Below are 15,515 nucleotides of genomic sequence, written 5' to 3' on the forward strand. Positions count from 1 at the left end.
CGACTTGCGCAGGTACATGGTGACGGGCTCGTCGTGCTCCGAGGAGACGACCAGACCCTTGAGGTTGAGGATGACCTCGGTGACGTCCTCGGTCACGCCCTCGATCGTCGAGAACTCGTGCAGCACCGAGTCGATCTTGATGCTCGTGACCGAGGCACCGGGGATCGAGGAGAGGAGGGTACGGCGGAGCGAGTTGCCGAGCGTGTAGCCGAAGCCGGGCTCGAGCGGCTCGATCACGAACCGGGAGCGGAACTCGTCGACAGTCTCTTCCGTGAGAGTCGGGCGCTGAGCGATAAGCACTGATTCTTTCCTTTCCGGGGCCAACCACCATTTGATGGACCCGAACTGGGCGGGATTGAGGAAGAGGGGGCTGGCGGCCCGGGGTCAACGACCCCGGGCCACCAGCATGAGGTCACTTCTTCGAGTAGAACTCGACGATGAGCTGCTCGGTGATCGGCAGGTCGATCTGCGCACGCTCGGGGCGCTGGTGGACCAGGATGCGCATGCGCGAGGGCAGCACCTCCAGCCAGGCCGGGACGACGCGCTCGCCGTGGGTCTCGCGAGCCACGATGAACGGGGTCATCTCCAGCGACTTCTCGCGCACGTCGATGATGTCGTGCTCGGTCACCTGGAAGGACGGGATGTCGACCTTCTTGCCGTTGACCAGGAAGTGGCCGTGGACCACGAGCTGGCGGGCGTGGCGGCGCGTGCGGGCGAAGCCGGCACGGTAGACCACGTTGTCGAGGCGGCACTCGAGGAGCTGCAGCAGGTTGTCACCGGTCTTGCCCTGGCGACGGCTGGCTTCCTTGTAGTAGCGGACGAACTGCTTCTCCATCACGCCGTAGGTGAAGCGGGCCTTCTGCTTCTCCTGCAGCTGCGAGCGGTACTCGCTCTCCTTGATGCGCGCACGGCCGTGCTGGCCGGGAGCGTACGGACGGCGCTCGAAAGCCGAGTCACCGCCGACGAGGTCGACACCGAGACGGCGCGACTTGCGAGTCATGGGGCCGGTGTAACGGGCCATTGTTCAAAGTCTCCTTGGAAGTCTCGTGAAGGTCTGTGCCGCGAGGGCTCAGACGCGACGACGCTTGGGCGGGCGGCAGCCGTTGTGGGGCGTGGGCGTGACGTCCTGGATGGTGCCGACCTCGAGGCCGATCGCACCCAGGGAACGGATCGCGGTCTCGCGGCCCGAACCCGGACCCTTGACGAAGACGTCGATCTTCTTCATGCCGTGCTCCATCGCACGACGACCAGCGGCCTCGGCGGCCATCTGGGCGGCGAACGGCGTGGACTTCCGGGAACCCTTGAAGCCGACGGTGCCGGCAGAGGCCCAGGAGATCACCGCACCGGTGGGGTCGGTGATCGTGACGATCGTGTTGTTGAACGTGCTCTTGATGTGGGCTTCGCCCTGGGCGACGTTCTTCTTCTCCTTGCGGCGGACCTTGGTCGCGCGGCTCTTGGGAGGCATTCAGTAACTCCTGTTGAGGTTCTGGTCTAAAAGCTTCGGGAAGGCGTTCAGCGCTGCACCGGGGGTGCAGGCGTCACTTCTTCTTCTTGCCGGCGACGGTGCGCTTCGGGCCCTTGCGGGTACGAGCGTTGGTCTTGGTGCGCTGACCGCGGACCGGGAGGCCCATGCGGTGGCGGCGACCCTGGTAGCTGCCGATCTCGATCTTGCGACGGATGTCCGCCTGGACCTCACGACGGAGGTCACCCTCGGTCTTGAAGTTCGCGTCGATCTCGTCACGAAGCTTGACCAGCTCCTCGTCACCGAGCGTGTGGACCCGAGCGTTCGGGTCGACGCCGGTGGCGGCGAGCAGCTGCTTGGCGCGGGTACGGCCGATGCCGTAGATGTAGGTGAGAGCGACCTCGATGCGCTTGTCGCGCGGGAGGTCAACACCAACGAGGCGTGCCATGTGGTGATTTCCTAACTGGTACTCACAGTGGTGTCGGTCGTGTCGCGTCCCGTACTCATGGACGGGCTCCGGCCACTGCTCCGGAGGTGGTGCAACTCCCGCGGGGGAAGTCGAGCGATCACGTTGTAGAGGTGTTCAGTTGTGCGGTGCTGCGGGGGCCTCGACGAGCGCGACCCCGATCCCCGAAGGAATCAGCCCTGGCTGTTTCGTGCTTCACCAGTGCCTGCGGTGCTCACCTCCGCGAGGACTCCTTCGTCGTCCTCACTTCGGCTCACTCCTCAGCCCTGGCGCTGCTTGTGGCGCGGGTTCTCGCAGATGACCATGACGCGGCCGTGACGACGAATGACCTTGCACTTGTCGCAGATCGGCTTGACGCTGGGGTTGACCTTCATGTCAACGCATTCCTTGCTCTCGGCTGGCGAAGGCAGGGCGGAGCACCGGAGCGCTCCGACCGGCTCACTTGTAGCGGTAGACGATCCGACCTCGGGTGAGGTCGTACGGGGAGAGCTCCACCACCACGCGGTCCTCGGGGAGGATCCGGATGTAGTGCTGGCGCATCTTCCCGCTGATGTGGGCGAGCACCTTGTGTCCGTTGGTCAGCTCGACCCGGAACATGGCGTTGGGCAGGGCCTCCACGACGGTGCCCTCGATCTCGATCACGCCTTCTTTCTTCGGCATGTCCTCCACAATCTGTTGATCTGATGTCTACCGTTGGCCCGGGAACCGCCCGCGCCGGATCGCTCCGGCGTGGTGGACCTCGTGCGACAGTCCCGCACCACCCGCTTCCCGAGGCGGACGAGTCCGACCGGTCAGCCGAGAGGCAGCACGAAACCAGCCCACGTTGGGCCGACGCGTCAGTCTAGTCGCAGTACCACGACAAAGACGAATCACCGACGCCGGCCCCCACGCACTCCCGCGGCCGTGGCGGCCAGACGGGCGAGCCGCCCCGGCGCTGCCCCGTCCGGGGCGCTGGGCCCCGTACGACGTCCGGGGCGCAGCGTGGTCAGGTTGAGCGCGGCCAGTGCCCGGCGGTGCCACGGCACGGTCTGCGACATCTCGCGCCGGGTGGCGTCGATCCGGGTCCAGTACTCGGTGGCCGAGGCCACCTCGGGTGCCGTACGGCCGAAGACCGAGCTGTCCGCGTGCCGGGCCAGGGCCAGGGCGTCGCCGGCGCCGATGCCGCGCGCCTGCTCGCGCCGGGTGACGGTGGCGCCCAGCGGGACCGGGTGGCCCAGGTCGCGGGCGTGGTCGACGAGCTCGCTCCACGCCCCCACGAAGCGTCCCGACGCGGTCCGGGCGGAGCGGCGCCGACGACGGCGCAGGAGCTTGAGGCCCAGGATCGACCCCACCACCAGCAGGATCAGACCCACCGGGATGCCGACGACCTTCGCGACCGTGCCCACCCAGGCGGGCAGCGTGAAGCCGGCACCGTCCTCGTCCTCGTCGGTCTCGTCGAGGCGGCGCTGCTTGAGCTCGGCGTCGGTGAGGTCGCCCAGGTCCGACGGCGGCGGGATCGGGTTCGGCGGCGGGACCACGGTGCCGCTCATCGGCTCCTCGGTCTCCGGGGTCTGCTGGGTCGGGGGCTCGTCCGACATGAACTCCTCGGTCGGGAGCGTCTTCCACGTGCCGTCCGCGGCGCGCACCTCGATCCACGCCTGGACGTCCTTGCCCCGCACCTCGCCCCCCTCGGGGAGCACGGCGCCCATGACGACGCGCGCCGGGATGCCCAGCTTCTGCGCGAGCAGGGCCATCACCGCGGCGTACTGCTCGTCGTTGCCGACCATCGTCTTCTGGCCGACGAACTCCTGGTCGAGCCGGTACAGGCCGTGCCCGGCGTGGTAGTGCCGCTCGGCCTTCACGACGCCGTCGGAGTACTTGCCCTCGGTCCGCAGGTGCTTGGCCGCGGCCAGCAGCCGCTGGACGTCGGTGGTCGCCCCCTCGGTCCACTGCGCCACGGGGGCGTCGAGGAACGAGGTGCCCTGCGGGTCGCTGGCCCCCAGCCCGGAGACCATCGACGCCTCGAGGGTGTCGTCCGGCTGGACGGCGGTGAAGGAGTACGTGTCGCCCGGGTTGATCCCGCTGGGAACCACCGCGGTCGAGGTGGCCAGGTTGTACCGGAAGGAGTCCCGCTTGCTGGCCGGGTCGCCGAAGCGGAACTCCATCGACTGCAACGACCCGGCGGTGGGCAGCCACACGCCGTGGTAGCCCTCCCCCACGGTCACCGTCGCGGAGATCTCCTCGCCCTCGGCGGGGTTGTCGATCGTCGAGGAGACCCGCTGGAAGGAGTCCCCTCCCTCGCCGGGCAGCGGGTCGTCGGAGGCACCCCACACCATCCCGTCGTACTGGTCCATCGCGGCGAAGCGGAACCGTGTGCCGGCCGGCGCCCCGTCGACGGTGAAGAGCACCTCGTCGTGGACGTTGTCCGCACGCTCCTGGCCCTTCAGGTCCACGTAGCGGCGGAAGCCGGCCAACGGGGACGGGTACCGGCCGATCTCGAACGGCGGCTCCACCCAGTTGCGGGCCACCGCGCGGTCGGCGTCGTCGTCGCCGAACAGGGCGCTGGCCGGCAGGGCGAGCCCGGCCGCCACCAGCACCAGGGCGGTGCCGACGGCGAGCCGTCCCCACCCGCGGCTGCCACCGTGCACCACCGCACCGAAGCGTCGTGCGCGCAGTGCCAGCCACCCCAGCGAGAGGGCCGCGAAGGCCCCGCCCTGCAGCAGCAGCGACGACGGGTGCCGTACGCCGAGCAGGATCACGCCGACCATGAGCACGGTCATCGCCACCACCGGCAGGGCCACCGACAGCGCGGGGCGCCGCACCCTGGCCAGTGCCGCGGCCGTGCCGAGCATGCCGCCGACGAGACCCAGCAGCAGCGGCAGCACCAGCAGCGGCCCGTCGCCGTCGACCGGGGGCAGGGTGGTCAGGAAGTCCTTCCACCCGAAGATCGCCTGCTCGGCCAGCGACCGCACGGTCCCGGACGTGGGCAGGAAGGCCGTGTTGCCCAGCGAGCGCAGGGTCAGCGGACCACCGGCGAGGAAGAAGAACGCCAGGAGCAGGACGGCGGGCGCGACCAGCGGCCATCCGACCGCCCGGCACAGGTGCACCACCGCGGCGGCCACCGCCAGCCCGACCACGCCCACCACGAGGTAGCCCTGACCGCTGAACGAGGCACCCAGACCGCTGATCGCGACCGTGCCCAGCAGCAGCACGAACGCCAGGTCGACGAGCGTGTTGCGCTGCGGGGCGAGCAGGTGCGGGCGCACCCGGGTGCGCGTGGACGTACGGCTCATCGCACGCTCCACTGCAGCAGGCCCGCGAGGTCGGCGATGTCCTCGAGGTGCAGCACAGCGACGCCGCCGGTCTCGGTGACGCGGCTGCGCTGGGTGGGGTCGATGAGGATCCCGACCCGCTTGACCTCGGGCCCGAACGCGGCCGCGGACCGCAGCACGTCGTTGAACTCGGTGCTGGCGCCGCCGAGCAGGAAGACGAGCGACGCGCCGGAGGCGATCGATGCGGCCCGGCGGGCAGCGTCGACCATGCCGACCTCACCCACGTCGGCCCGGCACACGGCGTCGAGCGCGAGGTGCCCGTCCCCGCCGGTGGAGGACTGCTGGCCGCACACGAACGTCACCTCGAACTCGTCGAGCACCGCCCGGACCACGAGCGAGGCGGAGGCCGACATCGCGGTCTCGAAGTCGTCGAGGTCTCCCCAGACGGCCTCGCGGTCGTCGACCACCACGACGGCGTGCGAGCGGCGGGTGTCGAGGTACTGGCGCACCAGCAGGTTGGACTCGCCCGAGGCCGCCATGGCCTTGGCCGAGGAGCGCCAGTGGATGTGGCGCAGGTCGTCGCCGGGGACGTACTCGCGCAGGGCGTGGAAGGCGAGGTCGCTCTGGGAGACCGCGTCGGTCGACACACCCTCGAGGTCGCGCAGCAGCCCCGCGCCGAGCGCGTCCAGGGAGGTCATCGGCGGGCGGACCAGCACCTCGCGCATGGGCGTCCAGACCACGTCCCGCGAGAACAGGCCGAGTGCGTCGCCGCGACGGGTCAGCGCGGGGCCCACCTCGATCGCGCCGCGCCGCTCCGTACGGATGGTGAACGTCTCCTCGTGGGTGCCGCCCGGGGGCAGCGCACCCACGCCGTAGCGGTGCACAGAGGAACCGACCGCGACCTCCAGGGTCGTGGGGAGCAGACGCGAGCTAGCGGTGTTGCGCACCACGACGCCGGCCGCCACCGACTCCCCCGCACTGACCCGGTCGGGCTCCAGGCGGAGGTCGACCTCGACGTCGGTACGTCCGAGCAGGAAGGGCGCAGCCATCAGCAGCAGCAGCGCGCAGGCCACCGCCAGCACCACCATCTCGCGCCAGTTGGCCAGGGCCGCCACGTACGCGGCACCGACCCCGACCGCGAGCACGGCCCACCCCAGAGGACGGACCACGCCCAGGGCGCGCCTCACCTGCTCCATCAAGTTCTCAGGCCCCCACGCGGTCCGTGGGCGGCGCGACCGCGTCGAGCAGACGACCGATGACGGTCTGCACCGTGACGCCGCTGAACTGCGCCTCCGCGTCGAGCAGCAGTCGGTGCGAGAGCACCGGGTCGGCCAGGTCCTTGATGTCGTCGGGGATGACGTGGTCGCGGCCGTCGGCGGCCGCCCAGGTCTTGGCGACCCGCACGAACGCCAGGCAGCCGCGCGGCGACAGACCGAGCTTGACGTGCGGCTGACGGCGCGACTCCTCGGCCAGCTCCGCGACATACCCGATGACCGCGGGGTCGACGTACACCTCGTCCGCCAAGGCGCTCATCTGCGCGATCGTGGCCGCGGTGATGACCGGGGTGACCAGCGAGGCCCGGTCTCGCACGGCCGCGTTGTTGAGCAGCGCGACCGTGGCCTGGCGGTCCGGGTAGCCCATCGACGTCTTCATCAGGAACCGGTCGAGCTGCGCCTCCGGCAACCGGTACGTGCCGGCCTGCTCGATCGGGTTCTGGGTGGCGATCACCAGGAACGGCTTGCCCACCGGGTGCGCCACGCCGTCGACGGTGACGCGCCCCTCCTCCATGACCTCCAGCAGCGCCGACTGGGTCTTGGGAGACGCGCGGTTGATCTCGTCGGCCAGCACGATGCTGTGGAAGATCGGGCCGGGGTGGAACTCGAAGGTGCCCTTGTGCTGGTCGTACACCGTCACGCCGGTGACGTCGGAGGGCAGCAGGTCGGGCGTGAACTGGATCCGCGCGTGCGAGCCCTGCACCGTGTTGGCCAGCGCCCGGGCCAGCATCGTCTTGCCCGTGCCCGGGTAGTCCTCCAGCAGCACGTGGCCCTCGGACAGCAGGCAGGTCAGCGCCAGGCGCACCACGTGGCGCTTGCCGAGCACGGCCTTCTCCATGTTGTCGGTGAGCTGGTCGAAGGTCTGCTGGAACCACTCGGCCTGTTCGCGGCTGATGGTCATGGAACGGCTCCTCGGAGGTCGTGGGACGAAGGGTCGTGGGACGGGGTCAGGGTCAGGGACTGGGCCAGTCGATGCCGACGGTCTCGGAGTCACCGCACTTGAAGGTGACCCGCCCCGGGTTGTTGCCGCCGTAGTAGTAGTACGAGGCGCGGGGGTTCTGGTCCGCCGGCGTGACGTCCCACCACTCCGTGTAGTGACGGGAGCTGATCGTGCAGGTCATGTTCTCCTGGACGCCGGAGACGGTGAGCGCCACGCGTGCACAGTTCGCGGCGGTGCAGTCGTTCCAGGAGGAGTAACCCCCCTGGATGCGGCACTTGGGGTCGCCGTCGTCGTTGCAGGCAGCACCCTTGCTGATGCCGACCGTGGGCGGCGGCGGCGCGTCGGTCGTCTCCCGGTCGGAGTCGGACTCGGACCCGCGGTTCAGCCCGTCGGAGACCGAGAAGTTGAGCCGGACCTCCTTGCGCCAGGCCCCCGCGGCGTAGGTGACGGTGAGCGTGTCCTCGGAACGCGGCACCGGCTTCGTGCCCTGGAGTCCGCCGTCGTCCGTCGAGTAGGTGAGGGTCGCCGGACGACCGTTCCCGTCGACGACGATCGTCCACGTGATGGTCTGCCCGTCCGCACTCGAGGAGACCGACTTGATGGAGTCGCCCAGACGGCCGTACGTGCCCACCGGCTTCTCCTGGGACGGCTGGCAGCGGTCGTGCTCGTTGCACACCTCGAGCTTGACCATGTAGTCGCGCGCGTTGTCCGGCACCCTGATCGTGTCGGTCACGGTGCCCGTCCCGCCGTTGATCCGGTACCGCTGACCGGCGACGTAGGCGTACACGCGGGACTCGGTGCCCCGCGAGGACGGCACGTCGTACGACAGCCGCGCCTCCTGGGAGGTGCCGGTCGCCTCGACGGACCAGAGCTGCTCGTTCCAGGGCGCCGGGGAGCCGACTGCCTCGAAGTCGACCGGCGAGGACCACGACGACGACTCGCCGTCGACCCCGGGAGCGCGCAGGTTCGTCGCACGCACCCGGTAGCGGTGGTGGCGACCGTCGAGCGCGATGGCGGGGTCCTGGCAGGCCGTGTTCGTGGTCGAGCACACCTGGGTGTACCCCGACGTCCCGGGGCGCGAGACCTCGACCGTGTAGCGCACCGGACCCATCCCGTTCGCGCCGGAGCGCTGCCAGGAGATGCCGACCACCGCGGTGTCGGAGGAGCCCGAGGCCGCCGTCACCTTGAGACCACCCGGGACGTCGGGCGTGCCGTACGGCACGCCGTCGGAGACCGTGGCCGAGGCGCCGTCGCCCAGCTCCCCGACCGGGACGATCCGGAAGTCGTACGACTTGCCGTTGACCAGCCCGTCCATCCGTACGGTCATCGTGTCGCCGGACTGCACGGTGAACGTGCGGTCGTTGACCTTGTAGCGCAGCACCTTGTACGTGGTGTCCGGTCGGGTCCAGGTGAGGTCGACGTACCGGTCGCCGGCGCCCTTGATCCTGGCGTTGCGGACCGCGGGCAGACGGCTCTCCACGAACCCCTCCAGCGACCGGTCGCTCCACTCGCCGGGGCCGACGCGGTTCACCGCACGGGAGGTGAAGGTGTACTTCTTGTCCGGGATCGCGCCCTTCCAGGTGCACGAGAGGCTCGCGCAGCGCTGGATCTGCTTGGACTTCTCGTCGCGGATCTCGTACCAGATCTTGCCCGCGCCACCGTCGTCGGACGGCGCGAAGAGGTCGACGTTGAGCACGTTGGGCGAGGTGTGGTGGAACCACGGCTCCGGCGGCGGCTGCTTGCCGGGCGTGCCGGCGACGCTCACCTCGACCGTGCCCTGGACGGTGCGGGCCGGAGCCGTGCTGCCGGCCAGGTCGCTGACGACCACGGCGAAGCGGGACCGGCCGTGGCCGTCGTTGCGGCCGGTGAAGACCACGCGCGAACCCTCGGCGCGCGCCTGCACCTGCGGCCCGGAGAGCTGCTTGACCGAGACCACGTTGATCGAGGGGTTCGAGACGCCCGGGACGACGTAGTTGGCGAGGTCGAGCGTCTTGGACTCCTCACCCTCGACCTCCTGGAGCGGCACCTGCTGCATGCGCGGCGCCGGGGCGGCCGCGAGCCGGAAGGTCAGCGTGGCGGTGTTGGAGTCGCCGGCGCGGACCTTGAGCGTCGCCGTGCCGGCCGTGGACGCCGAGGGCGAGACGCCCAGGGAGACGACGGGGCCGTTGACGCCCTCGAGCGTGACGTCGGAGTGGGTGGCGTCCCACTCGGCCGAGTACGTCAGGGTGTCGAGGTCGCGCGAGTCCAGCGTCCACACGGTGCACACGGCCCGGAGGTCGAGGTCGAGCTGCTGCCCGGCCGAGAGCTCGATGGGTTCGGTGGGGCAGGTGATCTCGGGGGTGTCGCTGCCGACCTGGACGGGCACCGACAGCAGGGCCGTCGCGCCGTCGGTGGGGTCGGAGGGGTCCTCGTCGCCGTTGGCCGCGGTGGCCGTGGTGACCTCGACCATCGCCGCCGCCGGGCCGCGGTAGCCGTGCGCCGCGGTGACGGTGAAGGTGTTCTCGTCCTCCCAGGCCACGCTCACGTCACCCGGGGAGCCGCTCACCCCGCGCGGACGCGTCATCCGCAGGTCGCCCTCACCGGGCGCCGCCACGACGTCGTCGAGCGAGACCTTGGTGGTGCCGTCGCGGTCGATCTCGACCAGCGCGTCGGGCTTGACGTACGGGACACCGGTGCCGGTCGCGGGCACGTACAGCGAGGCGAGGGCGGCCGCGCCGTCCTCGTCCTCGACACGGAACGGGACCACCCGCGGCTCGGGGCCGCGCACCACGCGCACGGTGCTCCCGCGCGTGGTGACGAGGTCGGCCGGGGCGTACGTCTCGACCAGCCTGATCTTGCTCCAGTCCCCGTCGGGGTCGTACGCGCCCAGCAGCACGTCGGCCTCGGCGGAGTCGCTGTCGTCGCTCGAGCCGTACGCGTCGTAGACGACCGGAGCGAGCTCGACACCCTTGGCGGTGTGCAGGGTCAGGGTGGCGCGCGACTCGTGGAGGCCGTTGGAGAGCGCGTAGACGACGTGGACCGGCGCGGAGACGGTGTCGGGCGCCTCGACCTGGATCAGGCCGGTCTCCTCGTCGAGGGTGACGCCGTCGGCCTCCTCGACCAGCGAGATGGTGGGCTCCTCGCCGGGGGCGAGGTGGTCGTTGGCCATCGGGTCGAAGGTGGCCGTACGCCCCGGGGCGACCGTCAGCACGTCGTCGACCGCCAGCGGGGGCTGCGGCGCCACCGCGGGCACCACGGCGACGCGCATGGTGCCGGTGCCGACCGCGCCGTGGGTGTCGGTGACGGTGTAGGTGAACTCGTCCGTGCCGGCGGAGTCCGGGTACGCCTGGTACTCCAGCGTGGAGGCGGTGAACGACAGGACCCGGCCCAGGCGGGGGGCCGAGGTGATCCCGGTCAGGGTGACCGGGTCGCCGTCCGGGTCGAGGCCGGCCCCGGGCAGGCGCAGCGTGATCACGTCGTTGGCCACCGCGCGCCCCTCCACGGTGGGCGGTGTGGGCGGCTGGTTCATGTCGGACTGCGGCTTCACGTTGACCCGGATGGTGCCCAGGTCCGTCTCCTCGCGCGTGTTCGCCGCGACGTACTCGATCGTGAAGGTGCGTCCCTCGGTCAGCTCGGGCGCGACGTAGCGGACGGTGCGGCCGGCCAGGAACGCCTTGCCGGTGTCCACCCCCGCCTCCTCGCCGGTCACGGTCAGCTCGCCGGCCACACCGGACTCGTCGTCGACGAGGGTGAGCCGGTCGCCGGAGGGCGACAGGTCGTTGTCGAGCGGCGCGATGGTGACCGCCGAGCCCGCGCGCACTGTCACCTGGTCAGGGGTGGTGACCGGCGCGTTCTCCTCCGGCGTCGGCCGGTGGCTGACCACGACCTCGCCGACGGCGCTCTGCACGCCGTTGCTGACGGTGTACTCGACCACCTGCGGGTTGGGCGCGAAGACCGGCGCCTGGGTGGAGACGCGCAGCCACCTGCCGTCGACGATCGCGAGCTCCATCTGGTGCTCACCCCGGCCGCGGACCTGCTGCACCACCAGCAGGCCACCGTTGGGGTCGACGTCGTTGGCGAGCAGGTCGACCGCGGCCGGAGCCTGGCCGTACAGCGTGATCGAGTCGGACATCACCACGGGCGCCTGCGGCGACTTGGGGGCCGCCAGCACGTCGACGCGGATCTTGCCCTTGCCCAGCGGGGCGTTGCCGTACGCGACGTCGTAGTCGAGCAGGTACACGCCCGGCTCGTCGGCCACCACGGTCACCTCGCCCTCGACGACGTCGGTGGCGATCCGCAGACCGTCCTGCTCCGGGAGCTCACCGCCCAGGGCGAGCTCGGGGGCCTGGGTGGACGGGTCGGCGCCCGGCAGGTCGTTGGCCAGCGGTCGGATCACGATCGGGCGGCCCGCCTGGCCGCGGATCACGTCGGGCTCGGCCGTGGCGGCCACCGCCTCGCCGCCCTCGGCCGGCATGACCTGGAAGGAGAGGTCGTGCTCCACGGGGGCGCCACGGCCGTCGCCCACGGAGTAGGTCGCCGTGACCACTCCGGACCCGTTGGCCGGCGCCGTGAAGCGCACGCGTCCGTCGGCGGTGGTACGGGCGGAGGAACCGGGTCCCTCGGCGTCGGTGGTGGCCTGCTCCAGCACCAGGGCGTCGCCGTCGGCGTCGTCGCGCCAGTCGCTGAGGACGGGGACGGCGACGGTGCCGCCGGCAGCCACCTGCCAGGTGCGGTCGGTGTGGCCCTTGCGCAGGGTCGGCGACTCGTCCTGGCCCGCGGTCCGCGAGTGCACCGTCACGGTGGCGCTCGCCTGGATCTTGCGGCCGTCGTTGATGTGGTACTTGAACGAGGTGCTGGCCAGCGTGCTCGGGGCGCTCAGCTGGAGCGTCTGCCCGTCGGGGCTGATCGTGACCTCCGCGTCACCGCCGGGAGCGTCGACGCCCACGATGCTCAGCAGGCGACCGTCGGGGGCCGAGTCGTTGTCGAGGGGGTGCAGCACCGTCGTCGCGCCCGGGCGCACGCCGTAGGTGTCCGGCTCCGCCTTGGGCGGACGGCGGTCGCCCTGCTGCTTGTCGTCGTCCTTCTCGTCCTCGTTCTTCTTCTTGCGGTTCGAGGTGAAGTCGTCCCAGTTGGCGATCGTGAGGGGCGTGTCGAGGTCGAGGTCCCACACCGCGCCGCTGAGGGCGTCGTTGAGGACGATCTGGGTGCGGTTCACGCGGAAGGCCAGCGACGTCGCGCCGCCCGTGAGCTGCTTGACCGACGCCTCGCCGTCGCCGCACCGGACGGCCGAGGTGACGGTGCCGCCGCCCCAGGCGCCGTACGAGCACGCTCCCAGCCGCACGGGCTCGACGGGACGCCCGGAGACGCCGGAGGCCACGGTGCGGGACTCACCGCTCTCCAGGTCGACCTCGAGCAGCGAGTCGGCCGTGGCGAGCAGGACCGCGTCCGCGGAGGGTCCGGGCTGCTGGAGCACCGCACCGGCGGGGACCGTGGAGTGGGGGCCGTCGAGGACGGCGAGCTGGCCGGTGCCGGCGTCCAGGGTGACGACCTGCTCCCCCACCGTGGTCACGGCCGTCGGGCTGCCTGCGTCGGAGGACAGCGACCGGTCCTCCTGGGCGGCACCCGCACCGGGCAGCAGGGTGATCCGCGACTTCTCCGCCGAGACTGCCACGACGGTGCCGGCGGCGGAGACGGCCAGCGACGCCTGGGCGCCGACGGTGAACGCGGGCTCGCCCGCCTTGTCGACCGCGGAGACCGAGGGGATGCCCACGACCGGGTCGACGTCACTCACCCACACGGCGCCGGTGCGTGCGTCGAGGCTGGCGAGCGTGCCGCCGAGCATCTGCAGGTCGCCGGAGGCGGGCAGGGAGGCCACGCCGCCGTCGGCGGACATCACCAGCTGGGAGGGGTCGACGGACTGGATGCTCGCGGCGTCCCTGTTGACGGCGACGACGGCGGCCCCGTCCTGCACCACGTCGAGCTCGAGGTCGTCGCGGGCGTCGGGCACGACACCGTCGAGCTGATTGATCGGCTTGTTGATGCGCCCGTGCATGCCCAGCTCGCCGTTGACGACCCACACGCCGCCGTCGTTGAGCTCGGCGTCGTGCTTGCGGTAGCCGTCGGCGGAGACGGCGAAGCTGACGAGCAGCGAGGTCGCCACGACCAGCGTCGTCCCCGACGCGATCGACACCTTGTGCCTCTTGACGAAATCCCAGCGTGACATCTGCTTGCTAGCCCCCTCGCGACACGTCCCGGCCCGCGTCCCTTCGGGCAGAGTATGTACCCGGACAAGAGTGTGCCAACCTGACGACCGCCAGCCGACACAGGTGCGGGTCGTCGCGGGCCGAGGACCCACGATCCTCGGACGGTATCGGCGTCCGTGGGCTTTGTGGGCCAGAATCGTGCACGAGCGTGACGAAAGGGGGACGGAGCGTGGACGCACCGAGCGTGGAGACGCGGTACGCGACGGGGTCTGGTCTGCTCATCGGCAAGGGAGCCCTGTGGGTCCTGCTGGCCGATCCCGACGACGAGCGGGTCGTCGAGGAGATCTGGTCCCTCGTGAGCCAGGGCGGCACCGAGGCGGCCGTACGCGTCCTCGAGGCGGCCGCCGCCGCGTACCCCGGCGCCGTCCCCGGCATCGCGATGGTCGACCTGGACCGCCCGTCCGCCCCGCTGACCCGCGGCTCCGGCCGCGTGCACCTCGACGGGGCGACGTTCGTGCTCACCCTGGACGGCGGCACCACCATGCCCGTCCTGGCCGGGCTGCGCCCGCTCCTGGGCGGCATCGCCGGCGCCTCCGCGGCCCGCGTCGCGCCCCTCACCCGCGACGACCGCGTGGCGGCCGAGCCGGCCTCGCTCATCGACGGGATCCCGGCCGCCATCCTGGCCGCCAAGGGACCCGACGGACCGCCTCCCCCGCGCCCGCGCCGCGAGGTGCTGGGGCTGGACAGCTTCCCCGTGGCCGCCTCGCTGGCCGCCGAGGCGGCGCCGGGGTCGACGTACGACCCGGACACCGACCTCGGCCCCGCCGGCGACACGGGGGCCTGGGAGGCGCTGGACAGTCAGGCTCCCCCGACCGACGTTCCGGAGGAGGACGTCCCGGCTCAGGTGGAGGCCGTCGTCGCTTCCGCCGTTACCGAGGACCTCGCGCCCGCCGGCGTCGGACCGCTGGACGCGCCCGCCCCCGAGACCACGAGCCAGCGCCTCGCGCGGCTGCACGCCCAGACGGACGTCCCCGGGCCCGACCCCGCCCTGCCGCCGACGACCGTCCCCGCAACAGCCTCGCCGGCGGACGCCCCGCCGACCGCCCCGCCGGCCGCCGGCGGGACGGAGTGGGACGACCACGACGGCTCGACCGTGCACCGCCCCTCCCACCTCGTCGCGCAGGAGGCCCCCACCGTGTACGCCGTGGCGTGCCCGCTGGGCCACGCAACCTCGCCCGCCCAGCCGACCTGCCGGGTCTGCGGGCAGAGGCTCGCGCCCCAGGAGCCGCAACTGGTGCAGCGGCCAGTGCTGGGCGGCCTGCGACTGCCCACCGGCGAGGTCGTGCCCCTGGACCGCGGGGTCGTGATCGGCCGGCGCCCCTCCCCCGTCCCGGGCAGCCCCGACTGGCCGCACCTGGTGCACCTGCCCTCCACCCACGCCTTCGTCTCGCGCATGCACCTGCAGATCGAGCTCCACGGCTGGGACGTCGTCGCCCGCGACCTCGGGTCGCGCGGCGGCAGCACCCTCACCGCGCCGGGTCGCCCGCCCGTCCCGATGCGGGCTGGCGAGGCGTACCTCCTCGAGCCCGGAACCGTCCTGGACCTCGCCGACGTGTACGCGGTCCGATTCGAGACAGGAGTGGTTCCCCAGTGAGCGCCCCGGTGATCCCCGGCTTCACCTTCGTCGAGCACCTCGGCTCGGGCGGGTTCGCGGACGTCTTCCTGTACGAGCAGCAGTGGCCGCGCCAGCGGGTCGCGATCAAGGTGGTGCGCCCCGACGTACCCCTGACCGAGCGCGAGAAGCAGCTGTTCACCGCCGAGGCCAACGCGATGGCGCGGCTCGCGGACCACCCGTACATCGTCTCGGTGATCACGGCCGGCATGACCCAGGACGGGGGCCGCCCGTACCTGGTCATGCGCTACTGCCCGCCGCCGGACCT

11 protein-coding genes and 1 pseudogene are annotated in these 15,515 nt (G+C 71.6%); 2 read left to right on the top strand and 10 right to left on the bottom strand.

The window, feature by feature from the left end:
- From ACI379_RS04240 to ACI379_RS04285, 10 genes and pseudogenes are all read right to left on the bottom strand, one after another.
- Positions 1 to 300, bottom strand: a pseudogene (locus ACI379_RS04240) (DNA-directed RNA polymerase subunit alpha); the annotation flags it as partial.
- Positions 301 to 412: 112 nt separating this feature from the next.
- A complete protein-coding gene (gene rpsD, locus ACI379_RS04245) occupies positions 413 to 1,021 on the bottom strand; it encodes a 30S ribosomal protein S4 (RefSeq protein WP_439790821.1) in 609 nt (202 codons plus the stop codon).
- 48 nt (positions 1,022 to 1,069) lie between these two features.
- Positions 1,070 to 1,465: a 30S ribosomal protein S11 gene (gene rpsK / locus ACI379_RS04250; RefSeq protein ID WP_056887144.1), complete on the bottom strand. Its 396-nt coding sequence runs from the start codon at positions 1,463 to 1,465 to the stop codon at positions 1,070 to 1,072.
- 73 nt (positions 1,466 to 1,538) lie between these two features.
- Positions 1,539 to 1,910 carry a 30S ribosomal protein S13 gene (gene rpsM / locus ACI379_RS04255; RefSeq protein WP_439790822.1) on the bottom strand — a complete coding sequence of 124 codons (372 nt, stop codon included), beginning with the start codon at positions 1,908 to 1,910 and terminating at the stop codon, positions 1,539 to 1,541.
- 278 nt (positions 1,911 to 2,188) lie between these two features.
- Entirely contained in the window at positions 2,189 to 2,302 is a 114-nt protein-coding gene (gene rpmJ / locus ACI379_RS04260) for a 50S ribosomal protein L36 (protein ID WP_004008316.1), read from the bottom strand.
- Positions 2,303 to 2,366: 64 nt separating this feature from the next.
- On the bottom strand, positions 2,367 to 2,588 hold the full coding sequence (gene infA, locus ACI379_RS04265; RefSeq protein WP_036490070.1) for a translation initiation factor IF-1: 222 nt from the start codon (positions 2,586 to 2,588) through the stop codon (positions 2,367 to 2,369).
- A 209-nt stretch (positions 2,589 to 2,797) separates the two neighbouring features.
- Positions 2,798 to 5,200 carry a DUF3488 and transglutaminase-like domain-containing protein gene (locus ACI379_RS04270; protein WP_439790823.1) on the bottom strand — a complete coding sequence of 801 codons (2,403 nt, stop codon included), beginning with the start codon at positions 5,198 to 5,200 and terminating at the stop codon, positions 2,798 to 2,800.
- On the bottom strand, positions 5,197 to 6,375 hold the full coding sequence (locus ACI379_RS04275; RefSeq protein ID WP_439790824.1) for a DUF58 domain-containing protein: 1,179 nt from the start codon (positions 6,373 to 6,375) through the stop codon (positions 5,197 to 5,199). The genes ACI379_RS04270 and ACI379_RS04275 overlap by 4 nt, the downstream gene beginning before the upstream one ends.
- Before the next feature lie 7 nt (positions 6,376 to 6,382).
- Positions 6,383 to 7,354, bottom strand: coding sequence for an AAA family ATPase (locus ACI379_RS04280; protein ID WP_439790825.1), 972 nt, complete (start codon positions 7,352 to 7,354; stop codon positions 6,383 to 6,385).
- A gap of 52 nt (positions 7,355 to 7,406) precedes the next feature.
- Complete coding sequence (locus ACI379_RS04285) at positions 7,407 to 13,562, bottom strand: Ig-like domain-containing protein (protein ID WP_439790827.1); 6,156 nt, start codon at positions 13,560 to 13,562, stop codon at positions 7,407 to 7,409.
- 242 nt (positions 13,563 to 13,804) lie between these two features.
- On the opposite strand from ACI379_RS04285, the gene ACI379_RS04290 reads away from it, so the two are divergent.
- Both ACI379_RS04290 and ACI379_RS04295 read left to right on the top strand, forming a co-directional pair.
- Positions 13,805 to 15,229 (top strand): FHA domain-containing protein, encoded by a 1,425-nt coding sequence (locus ACI379_RS04290; protein ID WP_439790828.1) that lies wholly within the window; start codon positions 13,805 to 13,807, stop codon positions 15,227 to 15,229.
- On the top strand, positions 15,226 to 15,515 hold a 290-nt coding region (locus tag ACI379_RS04295), incomplete at its 3' end, for a protein kinase domain-containing protein (protein WP_439790829.1). The genes ACI379_RS04290 and ACI379_RS04295, both read left to right, overlap by 4 nt.

This window comes from Nocardioides sp., from assembly GCF_051876515.1.
In the GTDB taxonomy this organism is placed as follows: Bacteria; Actinomycetota; Actinomycetes; order Propionibacteriales; family Nocardioidaceae; genus Nocardioides.

What these genes read in the sequence shown, in the direction of transcription:
- infA (WP_036490070.1), bottom strand. Translation starts at nt 2,588, where the DNA reads ATGCCGAAGAAAGAAGGCGTGATCGAGATCGAGGGCACCGTCGTGGAG.
- rpsK (WP_056887144.1), bottom strand. Translation starts at nt 1,465, where the DNA reads ATGCCTCCCAAGAGCCGCGCGACCAAGGTCCGCCGCAAGGAGAAGAAG.
- ACI379_RS04270 (WP_439790823.1), bottom strand. Translation starts at nt 5,200, where the DNA reads ATGAGCCGTACGTCCACGCGCACCCGGGTGCGCCCGCACCTGCTCGCC.
- ACI379_RS04280 (WP_439790825.1), bottom strand. Translation starts at nt 7,354, where the DNA reads ATGACCATCAGCCGCGAACAGGCCGAGTGGTTCCAGCAGACCTTCGAC.
- ACI379_RS04275 (WP_439790824.1), bottom strand. Translation starts at nt 6,375, where the DNA reads ATGGAGCAGGTGAGGCGCGCCCTGGGCGTGGTCCGTCCTCTGGGGTGG.
- rpsM (WP_439790822.1), bottom strand. Translation starts at nt 1,910, where the DNA reads ATGGCACGCCTCGTTGGTGTTGACCTCCCGCGCGACAAGCGCATCGAG.
- rpmJ (WP_004008316.1), bottom strand. Translation starts at nt 2,302, where the DNA reads ATGAAGGTCAACCCCAGCGTCAAGCCGATCTGCGACAAGTGCAAGGTC.
- rpsD (WP_439790821.1), bottom strand. Translation starts at nt 1,021, where the DNA reads ATGGCCCGTTACACCGGCCCCATGACTCGCAAGTCGCGCCGTCTCGGT.